16 protein-coding genes and 1 tRNA gene are annotated in these 16,507 nt (G+C 66.8%); 11 read left to right on the top strand and 6 right to left on the bottom strand.

Annotation, left to right across the window (positions count from 1 at the left end; all coding sequences use genetic code 11):
- Nucleotides 1-16: 16 nt before the first annotated feature.
- Nucleotides 17-670 (top strand): thymidine kinase, encoded by a 654-nt coding sequence (locus B4F19_RS13570; RefSeq protein ID WP_228177997.1) that lies wholly within the window; start codon nucleotides 17-19, stop codon nucleotides 668-670.
- 21 nt (nucleotides 671-691) lie between these two features.
- Here B4F19_RS13570 and B4F19_RS13565 read toward each other — a convergent pair whose 3' ends face one another.
- On the bottom strand, nucleotides 692-1,534 hold the full coding sequence (locus B4F19_RS13565; RefSeq protein ID WP_228177998.1) for a DUF1295 domain-containing protein: 843 nt from the start codon (nucleotides 1,532-1,534) through the stop codon (nucleotides 692-694).
- A 104-nt stretch (nucleotides 1,535-1,638) separates the two neighbouring features.
- Between B4F19_RS13565 and B4F19_RS13560 the strand changes: the two genes are divergently transcribed.
- On the top strand, nucleotides 1,639-2,346 hold the full coding sequence (locus B4F19_RS13560; protein WP_228177999.1) for a FadR/GntR family transcriptional regulator: 708 nt from the start codon (nucleotides 1,639-1,641) through the stop codon (nucleotides 2,344-2,346).
- Here B4F19_RS13560 and B4F19_RS13555 read toward each other — a convergent pair.
- The 4 genes from B4F19_RS13555 to B4F19_RS13540 all read right to left on the bottom strand — a co-directional run bounded on the left by B4F19_RS13555 (nucleotide 2,327) and on the right by B4F19_RS13540 (nucleotide 6,967).
- Nucleotides 2,327-3,103: an HAD-IIB family hydrolase gene (locus tag B4F19_RS13555; RefSeq protein ID WP_228178000.1), complete on the bottom strand. Its 777-nt coding sequence runs from the start codon at nucleotides 3,101-3,103 to the stop codon at nucleotides 2,327-2,329. The two genes, B4F19_RS13560 and B4F19_RS13555, sit on opposite strands and share 20 nt — an antisense overlap.
- A gap of 197 nt (nucleotides 3,104-3,300) precedes the next feature.
- Nucleotides 3,301-3,374 (bottom strand) — tRNA-Pro (locus tag B4F19_RS13550).
- A gap of 24 nt (nucleotides 3,375-3,398) precedes the next feature.
- Complete coding sequence (locus tag B4F19_RS13545; protein ID WP_228178001.1) at nucleotides 3,399-4,358, bottom strand: metallophosphoesterase; 960 nt, start codon at nucleotides 4,356-4,358, stop codon at nucleotides 3,399-3,401.
- The gene (locus tag B4F19_RS13540) at nucleotides 4,355-6,967 is read right to left on the bottom strand and encodes a transglycosylase domain-containing protein (protein WP_228178002.1); all 2,613 of its coding nucleotides are present in this window, start codon (nucleotides 6,965-6,967) and stop codon (nucleotides 4,355-4,357) included. Before B4F19_RS13540 ends, B4F19_RS13545 begins: the two co-directional genes overlap by 4 nt.
- A 119-nt stretch (nucleotides 6,968-7,086) precedes the next feature.
- On the opposite strand from B4F19_RS13540, the gene B4F19_RS13535 reads away from it, so the two are divergent.
- Both B4F19_RS13535 and B4F19_RS13530 read left to right on the top strand, forming a co-directional pair.
- Nucleotides 7,087-7,299 (top strand): DUF4177 domain-containing protein, encoded by a 213-nt coding sequence (locus B4F19_RS13535; RefSeq protein WP_228178003.1) that lies wholly within the window; start codon nucleotides 7,087-7,089, stop codon nucleotides 7,297-7,299.
- Nucleotides 7,300-7,303: 4 nt separating this feature from the next.
- Nucleotides 7,304-7,771 (top strand): RidA family protein, encoded by a 468-nt coding sequence (locus tag B4F19_RS13530; RefSeq protein ID WP_228178004.1) that lies wholly within the window; start codon nucleotides 7,304-7,306, stop codon nucleotides 7,769-7,771.
- 92 nt (nucleotides 7,772-7,863) lie between these two features.
- Here B4F19_RS13530 and acs read toward each other — a convergent pair whose 3' ends face one another.
- Nucleotides 7,864-9,828, bottom strand: coding sequence for an acetate--CoA ligase (gene acs, locus B4F19_RS13525; protein WP_292729770.1), 1,965 nt, complete (start codon nucleotides 9,826-9,828; stop codon nucleotides 7,864-7,866).
- A 384-nt stretch (nucleotides 9,829-10,212) separates the two neighbouring features.
- Between acs and B4F19_RS13520 the strand changes: the two genes are divergently transcribed.
- From B4F19_RS13520 to tmk, 7 genes are all read left to right on the top strand, one after another.
- A complete protein-coding gene (locus B4F19_RS13520) occupies nucleotides 10,213-11,241 on the top strand; it encodes a TadA family conjugal transfer-associated ATPase (RefSeq protein ID WP_228178006.1) in 1,029 nt (342 codons plus the stop codon).
- A complete protein-coding gene (locus B4F19_RS13515) occupies nucleotides 11,238-12,188 on the top strand; it encodes a type II secretion system F family protein (RefSeq protein WP_228178007.1) in 951 nt (316 codons plus the stop codon). The genes B4F19_RS13520 and B4F19_RS13515 overlap by 4 nt, the downstream gene beginning before the upstream one ends.
- Before the next feature lie 46 nt (nucleotides 12,189-12,234).
- Nucleotides 12,235-12,432, top strand: coding sequence for a DUF4244 domain-containing protein (locus B4F19_RS13510; protein ID WP_228178008.1), 198 nt, complete (start codon nucleotides 12,235-12,237; stop codon nucleotides 12,430-12,432).
- On the top strand, nucleotides 12,429-12,761 hold the full coding sequence (locus B4F19_RS13505) for a TadE family type IV pilus minor pilin (protein WP_228178009.1): 333 nt from the start codon (nucleotides 12,429-12,431) through the stop codon (nucleotides 12,759-12,761). Before B4F19_RS13510 ends, B4F19_RS13505 begins: the two co-directional genes overlap by 4 nt.
- On the top strand, nucleotides 12,761-13,078 hold the full coding sequence (locus tag B4F19_RS13500) for an Rv3654c family TadE-like protein (protein WP_228178010.1): 318 nt from the start codon (nucleotides 12,761-12,763) through the stop codon (nucleotides 13,076-13,078). Before B4F19_RS13505 ends, B4F19_RS13500 begins: the two co-directional genes overlap by 1 nt.
- A 63-nt stretch (nucleotides 13,079-13,141) precedes the next feature.
- On the top strand, nucleotides 13,142-15,874 hold the full coding sequence (gene topA / locus B4F19_RS13495) for a type I DNA topoisomerase (protein WP_228178011.1): 2,733 nt from the start codon (nucleotides 13,142-13,144) through the stop codon (nucleotides 15,872-15,874).
- Complete coding sequence (tmk, locus tag B4F19_RS13490) at nucleotides 15,871-16,500, top strand: dTMP kinase (protein WP_228178012.1); 630 nt, start codon at nucleotides 15,871-15,873, stop codon at nucleotides 16,498-16,500. Before topA ends, tmk begins: the two co-directional genes overlap by 4 nt.
- The last annotated feature ends 7 nt before the right edge of the window (nucleotides 16,501-16,507 follow it).

Here is a 16,507-nt window from a genome sequence, read left to right as displayed (position 1 = left end):
GAGCTGAGATCCGAACGTGGCGAAGCTGTACTTCCGGTACGGAGCGATGAACTCCGGAAAGTCCACCGCCCTGCTGCAGGCGGCGTACAACTACGAGGAGCGCGGTCAGCACGTGCTGCTGGCCAAACCCGCAATCGACACGAAGGAAGCCGATCACATCTCGAGCCGGCTCGGTGTGACGCGTCCCGTGGACTTCCTCATCCCTCCCGTCGCTGACCTGCGTGAGCTGTTCGCGCACCACCGGGAACAGTTGGTTCGCCGCGAAAACGAAGCGCTCGTTCCCGAAGCCGAAGGCCGTCGCACGGATGTCGCATGTCTCCTCATCGACGAGGCGCAGTTCCTCACACCCGAGCAGGTCGACGATCTGCTCCGGATCGTCGTGCTCGATGGTGTACCGGTGCTCGCGTACGGCATCCGCACTGACTTTCGCACCCACGCGTTCCCGGGATCGCGACGGCTTCTTGAGCTCGCCCACTCGCTCGAAGAGCTCAAGACGATCTGTCGGTGCGGCCGTAAGGCGATCTTCAACGCCCGTCTGGTCGGCGGGAGGTTCGTCTTCGACGGTGATCAGGTCGCGATCGACGAGCTCTCGACAGACCGGGTCACGTACGAGTCGATGTGCGCCGAGTGCTACCTGCGCGAGTCCGGCGGGCGCATCGACGGACGCTGAGCCCCTCCGTCCGCGGCGGCCTCAGGCGTTGGCTTCGGCAGGCCGCTGACGCGGCGGCAGCGGTACCAGCATCGATGTCGTCCGCTGGTACTGCGTGTATTCCGGGTACTTGGATGCCGAGATCGACTCGGTGAACACTGTGGAGCCGATAAACAGGACGGTCAGCAGTGCGGCGCCGATGATCGTCCAGTTGATGGCGCCGCCCCAGAGTCCCGCGCCGGCGGTGACGGCCGCTGTGGCGCCGAGCGCGTAGAACGCCCACCACTGCGCCTGCTCGAAGAAGAAGTTCGGATGCCGGCTGTAGCGCCACAGTCCGGTAGTGAGGAATCCGGGCTCGAGGGTACCGCCCGCAGCGTGCTTGGCCTTGTGGAAGTCCCACTGTTGCTGATCGGCGATGAACTCGCCGGCGAGGAACAGCACGAACAGTGCGGCGAAGGCGGCATCCCATCCGGTGAAGGGCGTCGGATTCTGCCACGCGATGAGGGCGGGGAGGGAGATCAGCACGAGCAGCGCGTTCTGGTACAGCACGATGAAGAACACGTTGAAGAGTTGGAACTGCGCGGGCGACATCCGGGCCCGCAGGATCGCCCACCGGTAGTCCTCCATCCCGGTGTAGCCGCCCTTGCGGGCGAAGTTGAACGTCAAGCGTGCACCCCAGGCGGTGACGAGGACCGCCATGACCACCAGACGCGTCGCATCCTCGCCGGCCACGAGTGCGGCGACCGCGAACACCCACACGTAGACTGCGGGCACGATCGACCACAGCCGGTCGACCCACGAGGTGTCTTTCGTGATGATCGAGGCGACCCAGCAGAACAGTGAGACAGCGGCGGCGATGCCGATGACGACAAGGAGGGGATCCATGCCCCCACGCTAGCGTCGGCGCAGGGGTTTTGCGTGGTCATCGCGCGTGCGCGTTTGGTGGTGGTCAGACCACTGGGTAGCCTGAGGCAGACGAAGGAGTGCCTGTGACGGATGCCCCGGCCAAGGCCTGGCGGATCGTGCTGGATCGGATCGAGAGCGATCTGATGAGTGGAGAACTCGGTCCCGGCGACCGCCTGCCGCCCGAGCGCGAGTTGGCGACGACCCTCGGTGTCGGCAGATCGAGTGTTCGCGAGGCGCTGCGGGTGCTCGAGGTGATGGGGCTGATCCGCACCGGGACGGGTTCAGGCCCGACTGCCGGTGCGATCATCATCGGCACGCCGTCCGGCGGCATGTCGGCGCTGCTGCGGCTGCAGCTGGCGGCGCAGAGTTTCGCAGTCGAGGATGTCGTCCAGACCCGTATTGCGCTCGAATCGGCTGTCGTTGCCGACCTCGCGTCCGCAGAGTCGCCCGTGCTCGTCGACGTTCAGCGGGTGCTGGCCGCGATGGATGACGAGTCGCTGAGCCCCGAAGAGTTCGTCGCCCTTGATGCCCAACTGCATCTTGCGCTGGCCGAAGCTGCAGGCAACGGCGTCACGGTGGCGATGATGGGAGGCCTCCGTGACGCGATTGAGGGATATGTGGCGCGGGGCATCCGTCGAATCGCCGACTGGGACGGCGCTGCTTCCCGCCTGCGCCACGAGCACCACCGGATCGTCGAGCTCATCGGCGAGGGCCAGGCCGAAGCTGCGCGTGCCGCAGTAACCGACCACATCCGCGGCTACTACGCGACGGTTACCGCTCCGACGGAGTAGGCAGCGTCGGGATGAGCGCCTCGAGGAACTCGGCGGTGTCTTCCCAGCCCTCGACAGCCTGGCAGGTGACGCCCATGGCGAGCACGGGGTAGTCGTTGCCGTCCGGGTCGAGACGGTCACCGACGAAGAGCATGTCGTCGAGCGCGATGCCGGTCTGATCGGCGAGCTGACGCATCCCGTAGGCCTTATCGATTCCGCGCGCGGTGATATCGACGGATGTCGATCCGCCCGAGCGCACCTCGAGGTCTGGCACGCGAGCGGCAACTGCTTCGCGGAGCCGGTTCTTCTTTTCACCCGTCGGATCCCAGGCCATTTTCGCGTCGACAGGGGCCTGCTGCCCGAGGGCGGAGAACGTGATCTGCGAGCCGCGGTCTTCGAGGATCTCGCCCCAGGTCTCGGACTCCCACAGCCCCAGACGCTTGGCCTCCTCCTCGACGGCGGTGATGGCGCGCTGCTTCTCATCGTCGGCGAGCGAGTGGGCGTAGATCGTGTCGATACCGTCAGTGCTCAGCCGGTAGTACTGCGTGCCGCAGGTGGGGAGCAGGTGCAGCCGAGCGAGCGTGTCAGCTGAGGCCTCGGGAAGACGGTCGACGACCTGCATCGTGAACTGCGCGAGCTGCCCACCCGAGATGATCGCGACCTCGACGCGTGCGGCGAGAGCGACGAGCAGATCGCCCATGCGCGGATCGATCGCGCTCTTCGAGGGAGCGAGAGTGTCATCCAGATCGAACGCAACCAGGCGGGGAGGGGTGGCCATCAGGATCCTTCCGGGAGGGGGCGACGACACCGTCAGGTCTTGATTGTTGTGATCTTGCTCGATGGTCGGGGTGCGCCCCAGGGCCACTCCACACGCCGCGTTGCGTCGTGCGGAGCCTCGGGCGCTGGGGCCCGTTAGTCACCGCGATCATTGTCTTGCGGGAGCCGACTTCTGGTCGGCTCCCGCAAGACAATGCGTCGGGGTGACAGGATTTGAACCTGCGGCCTCGTCGTCCCGAACGACGCGCGCTACCAAGCTGCGCCACACCCCGTGGCAACCGTTCGAGTCTACCCGATCAGCGCTCGCCGCCCGAACCGCCGTCGGCTTCGACCGCCGTGAGAGTGATCAGCGAGACCTCCGGCCGGCAGGCGAAGCGCACCGGCGCGTAGATCGAATGACCGACGCCGGCGCTCACGTTCAGCGGCACCGAGCGTCCCTCCTTGCGCCACGTGCTGAGGCCCCGCGCTTGGTCGAGCGGGATATCGCAGTTGGCCACCAGGGCACCGAATCCGGGCATCCGTACCTGGCCGCCATGGGTGTGTCCGGCGAAAATCATGTCGGCGCCGAGCCCCGTGAAGGAATCGAGCACGCGGCGATAAGGAGCGTGGCTGACGCCGATCGTGAGGTCGGGTGATTGCGCCTTCAGGTCGGCCACGAGCGGCGGGAGGACCTCGAGGCGGTCCCAGTGCCGGTGGGCATCGCTGACACCGAACGCTGCGATGGTGCGTCCGGCCACGGGGAAGGCCGCAGCAGCGTTGTTCAGCTCGTGCCAACCGAGATCGTTCTGCAGGTAGTCGTCGAGTGCGCCGACGTCGAGCCGCTCGGGCCTGGGCACAGACTTCGACGGCCCAGAGAAGTACAACAAGGGGTTTCGGGGGAGTGGGGCGTCGTGATCGTTCGATCCGTGCACGTAGGCCCCCGGGATGCCACGCAGTGGGTCGAGCGCGGCACGGACGCCGGTGATTCCCTCAGCGTGCCCGAGGTTGTCTCCGGTGTTCACGACGAGGTCGGGGCGAAGTTCGTCGGCAAGTCCTGCAAGCCACCGCTGCTTGCGACGCTGCCACGGCGCCATATGGATGTCGGAGAGGTGCAGGACCCGGAGCGGAGCGGAGCCTGCAGGCAAGACGCGCACCTCATGGCGTCGAACCGTGTAGAGGTAGCGCTCGATTCCCATGCCCCAGACGGCGGTGCCGACGCCGACCGCCCCCACGACCCCGAGGGTCGTGAGGGCGGTGCGTCCGAGCGGAGAACTCACGGGGTGGGGGCCGGGGTGGGCCCGGGCGCCGTACAGTTCACGTTGATGTTCACGGTGGAGCCGCGCCCGACCATCGTTCCCGCGCCGGGACTCGTGCCTGTCACGGTTGCCGTCGCCGCGGGGTTGTTACACGTGCCGCCGGTGACGTTCAGGCCCGCACCCTGCAGGGTGTTTCGCGCCTGATCAACCGAACCGCTGACTGCGGGGACGGTCACACCCTGTCCGTTGCTGGGATAGATCGTGACGACCGTGCCTCCCGCAACCTTGCCGCCGCCGGGATCCTGCTGGGCGACAATTCCCGCACCCTCGGTCGAGTTGACCGCGTCGCCGACGATGACTTCGAATCCGGCATCCTCGAGCGTCTTGGTCGCTGCCTCAACGCTCTGGCCGACCACGTTCGGCAGGTCATAGAGGACGGTCTTGGTGAGGTTCGGGTCGGGCGCGGGGAATCCGTCCCCCCCGTATAGCGCGTTTGCCGCCCGCAGGATGGGCTTTGCAACCGAGTGGCGAGTGTAGAGGTGGTTCCACGGCCAGCGGCTCACGTCCGCGTCACCGACAGAGTTGCCGACCCAGACGGCGGTCGTAACATTCGTGCTCGACCCGACCAGCCACGTCTGCTTCGCCTCGTGCGTACCGGTCTTGCCGAGGATGGGCGTACCGTCATACGGATTGGACGCCCGACCCGAACCGTTCGTCATAACACCCTGAAGCGCGTACGCGGCGGTCGCGGCGACGTTCGGTTCCAAAACCTGGGTGCAGGACGCTTCCGGCAGGGCTATCTCGTTGCCGTTGGCGTAGGTGATGCGATCGATGGCCTTGGGTGTGCAGTGCACGCCGTTGTTCGCGATCGTCGCGTAGGCCGATGCGACGTCGATCGGTGCGATGTTGTGAGGACCGAGGACGGCGAACGGCACCCGCACCTGCACGGGCTCACCGTTGCCGAGGGTCACTCCCATCTTCGCCACGGTGTTCTCGATGCCGCAGAGGTCGAGTTTTGACGCCATCGCAAGGAAGCCGGTGTTGAGCGAGTCGGCGGTGAAGCGCATCGGCGTGCCTACGTAGCCGGAACTCTTCGCGAAGTTGTTGATGAGCGTCGTGTTGTTCGTAATGTCGCCGTAGCAGCTGTTGCGGAATGTCTTGAATACCTGGACGTTTCCGTTGAGAACCTCGTTCACGGAATGGCCCTCTTGTAGCCACTGGAGCAGGGTGAAGACCTTGAAGGTCGACCCACCCTCGAATCCATTCGAGTTGCCGTACTTCTGGTTGCCGGCGTACACGAGGGACGAGTAGTTGGCGTCATCCTTGATCGTCTCGCTGAAGTTCGTGTTCTGCGTGATCTCGAGGATGCGACCGGTCTTGGTCTCGATGCTCGTGGTCGCAGCGCCGAGGCGTCCCGTGTCGGCGTTCGTGTAGCCCTCGATCGACGTCGGTACGTTGTCGACCATCGCCTGCTCGGCAGCGGCCTGCAGGCGCCGGTCGATCGTCAGGTAGACGTTGAGGCCACCCTGTTTGAGGAGCTTCGTCCGTTCTTCCTTCGTTGCGCCGAAGGCCTCGTCGTTCTCCATGATGCCGCGCGCATACTGGCAGAAATACGCCGCCTTACCGGGGACGACCCCACAGCCGGTGTCGGCCGGAGTGATAACAGGGACAATCGGTTCGGCGACCGCCGCGTCGTGCTCCTCCTGCGTGATCTTCCCGTCGGCGAGCATCCGGTTCAGGACGTAGGTCTGCCGTTCCTTGGTCAGTGAATAGCCGTCTGCCGCGCTGTTGATTGGATTGCCGTCCTTGTCGGTCCAGGACCCATCCGGCCTGTCGAGGCGGTAGAGGTTCGGTGTCTGCACCATGCCGGCAAGCGCCGCGGCCTGGCCGAGCGTCAGATCGGCGGGGCTCACGCCGAAGTAGTAGTGTGCGGCGGCACCGATGCCGTAATTCTGGCCGCCGAAGTTCGCGATGTTGAGGTAGCCGAGCAGAATCTCGTCCTTCGAGTACTTCTGCTCGAGGGCGATCGCGTACCGCATCTCTTGCAGCTTGCGCTGGTAACCCTCGACGCCGCTGGCGACAGTCGCATCCTCGAAACAAGCGATCTTCGCAGCGTCGATCTCTTCCTGCGTCATATCGGCGTCCTCGCCGGTGCCGACCTCGGCCTCGCACTTCTGGATGAGGATGTTCTTCACGTACTGCTGGCTGATGGAGGACCCACCACCCTGCGAACCGCCGGAGATGACGGCGCGAGCGGTGCCGACCAGGTCGACGCCGCCGTGGGAGTAGAAGTTCTTGTCTTCGCTCGAGAGGATCGCGTTGTACATGACAGGCGCGACCTCATCGAAGGTCACCGGGTCACGGTTCTGGTCATAGAACTGCGTCATGACCTCGTACTCACCCGTGTCGGGGTTCATCCAGTAGAAGGTCGTCGGCAGCATCAGCTCATCGATCTCGAGCGCGCTGGGAAGATTGTCGAAAAGCGTGATCGCGCTCGATGCTGCGGCACCGGAAAGGGCGATCGCCGGCGTCACGGTGGCGGCAACGAGGACTCCTGCCACGGCGCTGAGGCCGACCACACCGAGCAGGCCGCCGAGCACGCCGCCAGCCGTTCGTTTCGTTTCAGGCATAGGCTTGATGCTAAGGGAGCTTCCTGTGCGAAGGCTCGACAGCCTCGCGCGTGCCCGCGAGGTCGAGGCTGGAGGGAAGCATCCGTTCCCCCGCCATCACCGACCACCCGGGAGCCCCGATGATCACGTGGGAGTACATGACCACGCCGCTGCTGATCCACAACACCGCTGCGATCCTCAACAACTGGGGCAAGCAGGGGTGGGAGCTCGTGCAGGTGGTCCCGGGCCCTGAGGGCGGTTTGGTCGGATACTTCAAGCGTCCCACCGGCGGCGGAGCAGCCAACGCCGGCCTCGATGCGGCAGCCGTTGCCGCCCAGCAGTTCGGAGAGTGACCCGATGAGCGTTTCCGCCCGCCTTGCAGAGCTCGGCATCGATCTTCCCCAGATCGCCCCGCCCGTCGCGGCCTACATCCCCGCGAAGGTGCACGGCGACCTCGTCTACACCGCCGGTCAGCTCCCCTTCGTTTCGGGTGCGCTGCCGGCCACCGGCAAGGTCGGTGACGGCCACGGGCTCGTTCCCGCTTCGGATGCCGCATCCTATGCGCGTCAGTCCGCGCTCAACGCGATAGCTGCCGCAGCCGCCGCCGCGGGTGGCGTGGACAAGCTCACCGGCGTGCTCAAGGTGACCGGTTTCGTGGCATCAGTCCCCGAGTTCACCGGGCAGCCGGGCGTCATCAATGGCGCGAGCGAACTGCTCGGTGAGGTCTTTGGCGACGCCGGGCGCCACGCGCGCTCGGCAGTGGGCGTACCCGTGCTGCCGCTGGACAGCCCCGTCGAGGTCGAGGTCGTCTTCACCCTCGCCTGAGCCGCACGGGCGAACGAATTATCGCGGGGTAAGACGATTCGGTTCCGAAACGTCCTACCCCGCGGGTTTCGCCTACCCCACGGATGCCGAGCTCAGCGAACCTGCGCCGAGATCACCGACATGACGGCGGTGTCGGCGAGGGTCGTGGTGTCGCCGACCTCGCGGCCCTCTGCCACGTCGCGCAAGAGGCGGCGCATGATCTTGCCCGACCGGGTCTTGGGGAGTTCGCCGACGATGTAGATGTCTCGCGGGCGGGCGATCGGGCCGATCTGTTCGGCGACCCAGCTCCGCAGCTGCGCAGCGAGGCCCTCGGGGGAGTGCGCCTTGAGGAAGCTCTCTTTGAGGATGACGAACGCAACGACCGCCTGACCGGTGGTCTCATCGGATGCCCCGACAACTGCCGCCTCGGCGGTGGCTTCGTGTGCGACCAGAGCCGATTCGATCTCGGCCGTCGACAGGCGGTGACCTGAGACGTTCATGACGTCATCCACGCGGCCGAGCAGCCACACGTCGCCGTCCTCGTCCAGGCGCGCGCCGTCGCCGGCGAAGTAATAGCCCTGATCGCGGAACTTCTCCCAGTAGGTTTCGACGAACCGTTCCGGGTCGCCCCAGATGCCGCGCAGCATGCTGGGCCACGGTTCGGTGAGCACGAGCAGCCCACCGTTCCCGTTGCCGACGTGTTCGCCGGCCTCGTCGACGACATCCACGCCGATTCCCGGCAGCGGCACCTGTGCGCTTCCGGGCTTGGCCTCAGTGACGCCGGGCAGCGCCGAGATCATGATCGCGCCGGTCTCGGTCTGCCACCACGTGTCGACGATCGGAGCGGCATCCCCACCGATGACCTCGCGGTACCACATCCATGCCTCGGGGTTGATGGGCTCACCCACCGAGCCGAGCAGCCGGATGCTCGACAGATCGAACTTCTGCACCGCGGTGCGCCCGATCTTCATGAACGAACGGATGGCCGTCGGGGCGGTGTAGAGGATCGTCACGCCGTACTTCTCGACGAGCTCCCACCAGCGCGCCGGATGCGGGGTGTCGGGCGTTCCTTCATAGAGGACCTGCGTTGCACCGTTGGCCAGCGGACCGTAGGTGACGTAGCTGTGACCGGTGATCCACCCGATGTCGGCAGTGCACCAGTACACATCCGACTCTGGGTGCAGGTCGAGGACGACGCGGTTCGTGAAGGCGGCCTGGGTGAGGTAACCGCCGGAGGTGTGCAGGATGCCCTTCGGCTTCCCGGTGGTACCGGAGGTATAGAGGATGAAGAGGGGGTTCTCTGCCGGGAACGGCATTGCCTCGTGATCGGCAGATGCCGCAGGCACTGCGTCGTGCCACCAGATGTCGCGGCCCTCGGTCCATTCGACGGGGTTCTCGCCGCGACGAACGACCAGCACGTGCTCGACGGTCTCTTGCTCCCCCGATCCGCGGTCACTGAGGGCGGCGTCGACGGCGGGCTTGAGCGCCGACACCTTGCCCTTGCGGTAGCCGCCGTCGGCGGTGATGACGACCTTGGCGCCGGCGTCGTCGATCCGTGCGCGCAGGCTGTCGGCCGAGAAGCCGCCGAACACGACCGAGTGAATCGCGCCGATCCGCGCGACGGCGAGCATCGCGGCAACCGACTCGGGGATCATCGGCATATAGATGGCGACCCGGTCGCCCTCGCCGACCCCGAGGCCCTCGAGGACGTTGGCCAGGCGCTTGACCTCGTCGGTCAGCTCGGCGTAGGTGACGCGGCGCGTGTCGCCGGGCTCTCCCTCCCACAGCAGCGCGACCCGGTCGCCGTTGCCCGCTTCGACGTGCCGGTCGAGGCAGTTGTAGGCGACGTTGAGCGCGCCATCCGCGAACCACTTCGCGAACGGGGGAGTCGACCAGTCGAGCACCTCTGTGAAAGGCGTGTGCCAGTGCAGCTCGCGCGCCTGCTCCGCCCAGAAGTCCTCGCGATCGTCAGCGGCGCGCTGATAGAGCTCGGCGCGACCGATCGCACTCTGGGCGAAAGCTGCAGACGGGGCGAACCGCCGGGTCTCGTTCAGCAGGTGGTCGATCTGACTGCTCATTCGGCTCGCTCCTTCGCGGGCTTGAGTGGTTCTCGTGATTCGTCTCGTCTCGAGAGCTAGCGAAAGGCTAGTCAGCACCGCTCGGGCACACTACCTCCGGAAGTGGGCAGGTGGATTCTCCACAACGGATTGTGACGGCCCCTTTCGTTGCGTATGCTGGTGCGCGGCCGAACATCTGATTCTGGCATCGCGGCACCGACCACCCCCGATAACGGTGTCGCACGGCGGCATCCCTCTCCCCCGATGGGATGCCGCCTTCTCTTGTGTTGGGGCTTCATCCTGTCGCTCGGCAGCGTTCCTCCCCAGCCCGCCTTGTCGGCGCGTTTGACCGCGCTATGGCGCCGGTGCGCGGTCCGCGAGGAACCGGATGCCTACCGTCGATGCATGCCTGACCTCTTCGTCCCGCTCCCGCCCTCCGCCGCCGGGCGCGGAGTAGGCGGACAGTTCGCGCCTGATGGTGGTAGTGCCCTGCGCAGAGCAGACTGGTTGCGTCATCCGTCGCTGGAGCGCGTGCGTCCTCACCTGGAAGACCCCGCGACGACTGACGTTTTCGTGAACGGGCCGCAAGTCTTCGTCGACCGAGGCCACGGGCCGCGTCGCGCGGCAGGCATCGAGCTTTCGGAGGCCGACGCGCGTGATCTCGCGGTGTCTCTGATTGCGGCGGGTGGTCGACACATTGATGAGTCACACCCGTGCGTCGACGTGAGGCTGGACGGCGGTGCACGGGTACATGCTGTGCTTCCTCCCGTGTCGGTCAGTGGGACGCTCGTATCCATTCGGGTCCCGCGCCTGCAATCGGTCACCGTGGCTGAGCTCGGTCGGCGTGGCATGTTCGATGCCACGGTAGGTGACCGGCTGCGCGACATCGTCGCCGCCCGAGAGAACGTGCTGGTCACGGGGGCCGCGGGCGCGGGCAAGACCACGCTGCTGTCTGCGCTTTTGTCCGAAGCCGGCCGCGACGAACGCATCCTGACCATCGAGGATGTCGCCGAGCTGCGTCTCGAGCATCCTCACCATGTGCGCCTCGAAGCGCGACAACCCAACCTCGAGGGGGCCGGCGGGATCACCCTCGCTCGCCTTGTGCGCGAGGCGTTGCGAATGCGGCCGGACCGGCTCGTCGTAGGGGAGTGCCGCGGCGAAGAGATCCGCGAATTGCTCTCGGCGCTGAACACCGGTCACGACGGCGGTGCCGGCACCGTGCACGCCAACAGCCTCGGCGATGTCCCGGCGCGGCTCGAGGCGCTCGGCGCACTCGCGGGCCTCACCGACCACGCCCTCGCACGGCAGGTCACGAGCGCGATCGGCGTGGTCATTCACGTGACCCGTGACGGCGACGGCATCCGTCGCATCGGCGCTCTCGGCCGCCCAACGCTCGGCCCCGACGGTCGCCTCCATATAGAGGAGCTGTCATGACAGCGCAGGTCGCCGAGACAGTTCTGCGCGTCGCTGTGTTGCTCGAGGCCGGGGTCACCCCGACTCGTGCCTGGGACCATCTGGCGAAGCAGGGCGACCTGCAGGCGTCGCAGGTCGTCAATGCCGTCGACGGCGGTGCCCGAATTGACAGCGCGATCGCTGCCCTGGCCGTCGAGCCCGCACCGGAGCCACGCCGCAGGATCCGCATCGCGAGAGTCGATGCGGTGGGCGAGTCGGTCCACGCACGAGAGCGACGAATGTGGCGAGACGTGGCTGCGGCGTGGTCGATCGCGACGACGGTCGGGGCGCCGCTGGCGCCCGCCCTTCGCTCCTTCGCCGACGTGCTGCGGGATGCCGAGGAGTCAGCTGACGAGATCCGCGTCGCTCTGGCCGAACCGACGTCCACTGCTCGACTGCTCGGCTGGCTTCCGGCTGTCGGAATCGGTCTCGCATTCGCCCTGGGGTTCGATCCCCTCGGAACGTTGCTGCGCGAGCCTGCCGGATGGGCATGTGCCGTGGCCGGCGTCGGGCTACTCATGGCCGGGCGACGCTGGACGTCGCGGCTGGCGCTTGCCGCTCACCGTGACGCCGTGATGCCGGGAATGGATGCCGACCTCACCGCGATAGCGCTCAGCGGCGGCGTATCGGTGTCGCGGGCCCGGACCCTCGTGGATGCCGCGCGCGGCGCGGATGCCGACGATTCCGTGGCGGTGCGTGACACTCTCCTCCTTTCTGAGGCGGCAGGAGTTCCGGCAGTCGAACTGCTGCGCTCGGCGGCCGCGCTGGATCGGCACCGGGCTCGGGTCGACGGTCGCCTGCGCGCAGCTCGCCTGTCGACCAAACTGCTCCTTCCGCTCGGCGTGTGCACGCTTCCTGCCTTCCTGTGCCTGGGCGTCGCGCCGATGTTTCTCAGCATCCTGCCTTCCGTTTCTCTTCAGCTTCCGTGACCGTGCCCAACCCACGTGCCCACCGCCTCAACCGATTGGAGAACCCATGTCCTCACTGCCCCGTTTGACCTCGCGTGCCGCGCGCGAGCTGTTTCTGGACGAGACCGGCGCCGCCACCGCGGAATACGCGATTGCCACGATGGCCGCAGTCGCCTTCGCTGGCCTTCTGGTCGTGATCATGCGCTCGGACGAGGTGCGCGGCATCCTCACCGACCTGGTGCGCCGCGCGCTCAGCGTCGAATGATCCGCGACGGACTCGGCGGTGATCGCGGGTCGGTCGCCGCCGAGTTCGCGATCGCGATGACTGCTGTCGCGGTTGTGGTGCTTCTCGCCGTCGGGATTCTGGGTGCTGCCGGGCGGCAGATTCTGTTGCAGGATGCCGTTGCCGACGCTGCGCGCCTTGCCTCACGCGGCGAAAGCGGCGCGCGCGTGAGTGCCGTCGTGCAGGCAGCCGTCCCCGGCGCGTCGGTCGAGATCAGCGACGAGGGAGACCTCGTGTGCGTGACCGCGGCGCGCACGGTTTCCGGGATTCCCGTCACAGCGCGCGGCTGCGCCCTCGCGGATGGCTGGTAATGGCGGGCACCGTTGCCTCGGCGGGCATTGCGGTGATCGGTGCTGCGGTGATCGTGGCGGCGGCGGGCGTGGGCGCGGCATCCGTCGTCGCCCAACGCGTGGCCGGCGCGGCTGACTCGGCGGCTCTCGCGGCAGCGGATGCCGCATCCGGAGCGGTCCCCGGTGTCCCCTGCGATCGGGCTGCCGAGGTCGCTTCCGCGCTGGGAGCACGGATGCGTTCGTGCGAGCTTGTCGAGCTCATCGCGACCGTGTCGGTTTCGGTTCCCTTCGGCGCGTTCGAGGTCACTGCAACCGCACGCGCCGGCCCGCCACCGTAGCGCTCTCAGCCTTCGCTGTGTCGCCGTGTGTGTATGGTGTGCATCGAAGAAAGGAAGCTTTCGTTGGCCACAGGCAAGAAGCTTGTCATCGTCGAGTCCCCGACGAAGATGAAGTCGATCCAGGGATACCTGGGCGACGGGTACGAGGTGCTCAGCTCGGTGGGACACATCCGCGACCTTGCGAGCAAGAAGGACATCCCGGCCGAAAAGAAGCAGGCCTACGGGAAGTATTCGATCGACGTCGACAACGACTTCGACCCCTACTACGTCATCAGTGATCGCAAGACCAAGACCGTCGCTGAACTCAAGCGCGCACTGAAGGATGCCGACGAGGTCCTGCTGGCCACAGATGAGGACCGCGAGGGTGAGGCCATCGCCTGGCACCTGCTCGAGGTGCTCAAGCCCAAGGTTCCCGTCAAGCGCATGGTCTTCCACGAGATCACCAAGGATGCGATCCGTGCCGCCGTCGACAAGACCCGAGACCTCGACCTTGCCCTGGTCGACGCGCAGGAGACCCGGCGCGTGCTCGACCGCCTCTACGGGTGGGATGTCTCGCCGGTGCTGTGGCGCAAGGTCGGCTCGGGCCGCGAAGGAGCTGCCCTTTCTGCCGGCCGCGTGCAGTCCGCCGCAACCCGCATGGTCGTCGACCGCGAGCGGGAGCGGATGGCGTTCGTTCCCGCCGACTACTGGGACGTCGAGGCTCTCGCCGGCAAGAATGGCTCTTCCTTCACGACGCGCCTCGCGCGCCTCGACGGCGCATCGCTCGCGCGCGGAGCGGACTTCGACGACAAGGGCCAGCTGAAGAAGGCGGTCGTCGTCCTCGACGAAGCAGCGGCGCGCGCACTCGCCGCAGCCGTGGAGGCCGCTGCTGAGGCATCCGTCACCGCCCTTGACGCAAAGCCCGGCACCCGTAGCCCCAAGCCGCCGTTCACGACCTCGACCCTGCAGCAGGAGGCAGGCCGCAAGCTCTCGATGAGCGCGAAACACGCCATGAGCGTCGCTCAGCGCCTCTACGAGAAGGGGTACATCACCTATATGCGCACCGACTCGACGGCCCTGTCGGCGCAGGCGGTCACCGCCGCGCGCACGCAGGCCGTCGAGCTCTACGGCGACAAGGCCGTGCCGCTGAACCCGCGGACGTACCGCAACAACTCCAAGAACGCGCAGGAGGCGCACGAGGCGATCCGTCCGTCGGGTGAGTTCTTCCGCCGCCCGAGCGAGGTCACCGGCCAGCTCGACCGCGACGAAGAGCGCATGTACGACCTCATCTGGAAACGCACGATCGCCAGCCAGATGTCGGATGCCAAGTACGAGACCACCACCGTCACGCTGGCCCTCGATGCCGATGGCAAGAAGGCCGAGTTCACGGCATCCGGAACCGTCTACACCTTCAAGGGCTTCCTCGAAGCCTACGAAGAGGGCCGCGACGAAAAGCGTGCCGATGCCGACCGCTCCGACGACCAGTCGCTGCCGGCGCTCGCGGTCGGCGATGTGCTGAGTCTCACGGATGTCGAGCCCAAGGGCCACAGCACGAGCCCCAAGCCCCGCTACACCGAGGCGAGCCTCGTGAAGGCGCTCGAAGAGAAGGGCATCGGACGCCCGTCGACGTTCGCGAGCATCATCGACGTCATCCTCGACCGCGGGTACGTCACCAAGCGGGGTCAGGCCCTTGTGCCCAGCTGGGTCGCGTTCAGCGTCGTGCGTCTGCTCGAAGAGCACTTCTCGGAGCTTGTCGACTACGACTTCACTGCCGCGCTCGAAGACGACCTTGACGCCATTGCGCGGGGTGAGCAGAAGCGCATCGAGTGGCTCAAGGAGTTCTACTACGGTTCGGATGCCCACGTCGGCCTTCGCAACATCGTCGACAACCTCGGCGACATCGACGCGCGTGAGCTCAACGCGCGTCCGATCAGCGACACCGTGACCCTGCGTGTCGGCAAGTACGGGCCCTACCTCGAGGTCATCGACCCTGCGAACCCGGATGCCGACCCGCGCCGCGTCAACGTTCCCGACGACCTCGCGCCCGACGAGCTCACGCCCGAGAAGGCACAGGAACTGATCGACGCCCCGGTCGCCGGCAACCGCGTCCTCGGCGAGAACCCCGCCAACGGCAAGCTCGTCGTCGTCAAGGATGGCCGATTCGGCCCCTACATCGAAGAAACCGAGCCCGAGGCCGCCGCGGTCGTTGACCCGGAGACCGGTGAGGTTCTCGAGACAGCACCGGCTGAGCCGGCGCCCGCGGCGAAGGGCAAGAAGTCCACCGCGAAGAGCGCTGCCCCGAAGAACCGCACGGCGTCACTGTTCCGGTCGATGTCGGTGGACACGATCGACCTCGAGACGGCGCTGCGCCTGCTCGATCTGCCGCGTGTCGTGGGTGAGGATCCCGCCTCGGGCGAGCAGATCACGGCGCAGAACGGTCGATTCGGTCCGTACCTGAAGAAGGGCACCGACTCGCGCTCGCTCGAGAGTGAGGCGCAGATCTTCGACATCACGCTCGAGCAGGCGCTCGAACTCTATGCCCAGCCGAAGTACGGTGCCCGCCGCGCGTCGAGTGCGCTCAAGGAGTTCGAGGCCGACCCGACCAGCGGCAAGCCGATCCGCTTGCGCGACGGCCGGTTCGGACCCTACGTCACCGACGGTGAGACCAACGCGACGATTCCGCGCGGTGAACAGGTCGATGATGTGACGTTCGAGCGTGCCGTGCAGCTGCTCGCTGACAAACGCGCGAAGGGGCCAGCACCCAAGCGCACGACCAAGCGCGCCACGACGACGCGCAAGACGACGGCCAAGAAGTGACCTCACCGGGACTGTTCATCACCCTCGAGGGCGGTGACGGGTCGGGCAAGACCACGCAGGCAAGCCTGCTTCGCGACTGGCTCGAGTCTGAGGGCCGCATCGTGGTGCGCACGCGCGAACCCGGCGGGACCGAGGTCGGTGTGCTCATCCGTGACATCGTCCTGCACCATCGAGGCGAGGTGTCGCCGCGTGCCGAAGCGCTGCTCTACGCAGCCGACCGAGCTCATCACATCGCCACGGTGGTGCGCCCGGCTCTCGCGCGGGGCGAGGTAGTCATCCAGGACCGCTACCTCGACTCGTCCGTCGCCTACCAGGGCGCGGGTCGGGTATTGGGTCGCGACGAGATCCGCGACCTGTCGCTCTGGGCTACCGGAGGGTTGCTTCCTGACCTCACCGTGCTGCTGGATCTCGACCCCGAGGCAGCTCGCGCGCGGCTCGACGCCGCCGACAAGCCCTTCGACCGGCTTGAGGCAGAGCGTGACGAGTTCCATGCCCGCGTGCGTGCCGAGTACCTTGCGCTGGCTGCCGCTGAACCCGAGCGCTTCCTCGTGCTGGATGCCTCGCTCCCGGCAGGCGAGATCGCCGAGGCGGTCCGCGCGAGGGTGACGGCTCTGCTCGCTCGGTGACGTAGGC

Source organism: Microbacterium sp. UBA1097, from assembly GCF_002313585.1.
Classification (GTDB): domain Bacteria; phylum Actinomycetota; class Actinomycetes; order Actinomycetales; family Microbacteriaceae; genus Microbacterium.
Note: the sequence above shows the minus strand (reverse complement) of the source record. Positions and strands in the feature narration are given on the sequence as shown.

Bases quoted from the DNA above. Each gene is read 5' to 3' on its own strand.
- B4F19_RS13565 (WP_228177998.1), bottom strand. From the start codon at position 1,534: ATGGATCCCCTCCTTGTCGTCATCGGCATCGCCGCCGCTGTCTCACTG.
- B4F19_RS13555 (WP_228178000.1), bottom strand. From the start codon at position 3,103: ATGGCCACCCCTCCCCGCCTGGTTGCGTTCGATCTGGATGACACTCTC.
- B4F19_RS13540 (WP_228178002.1), bottom strand. From the start codon at position 6,967: ATGCCTGAAACGAAACGAACGGCTGGCGGCGTGCTCGGCGGCCTGCTC.
- B4F19_RS13535 (WP_228178003.1), top strand. From the start codon at position 7,087: ATGATCACGTGGGAGTACATGACCACGCCGCTGCTGATCCACAACACC.
- B4F19_RS13530 (WP_228178004.1), top strand. From the start codon at position 7,304: ATGAGCGTTTCCGCCCGCCTTGCAGAGCTCGGCATCGATCTTCCCCAG.
- acs (WP_292729770.1), bottom strand. From the start codon at position 9,828: ATGAGCAGTCAGATCGACCACCTGCTGAACGAGACCCGGCGGTTCGCC.
- B4F19_RS13520 (WP_228178006.1), top strand. From the start codon at position 10,213: ATGCCTGACCTCTTCGTCCCGCTCCCGCCCTCCGCCGCCGGGCGCGGA.
- B4F19_RS13515 (WP_228178007.1), top strand. From the start codon at position 11,238: ATGACAGCGCAGGTCGCCGAGACAGTTCTGCGCGTCGCTGTGTTGCTC.
- B4F19_RS13510 (WP_228178008.1), top strand. From the start codon at position 12,235: ATGTCCTCACTGCCCCGTTTGACCTCGCGTGCCGCGCGCGAGCTGTTT.
- B4F19_RS13505 (WP_228178009.1), top strand. From the start codon at position 12,429: ATGATCCGCGACGGACTCGGCGGTGATCGCGGGTCGGTCGCCGCCGAG.
- B4F19_RS13500 (WP_228178010.1), top strand. From the start codon at position 12,761: ATGGCGGGCACCGTTGCCTCGGCGGGCATTGCGGTGATCGGTGCTGCG.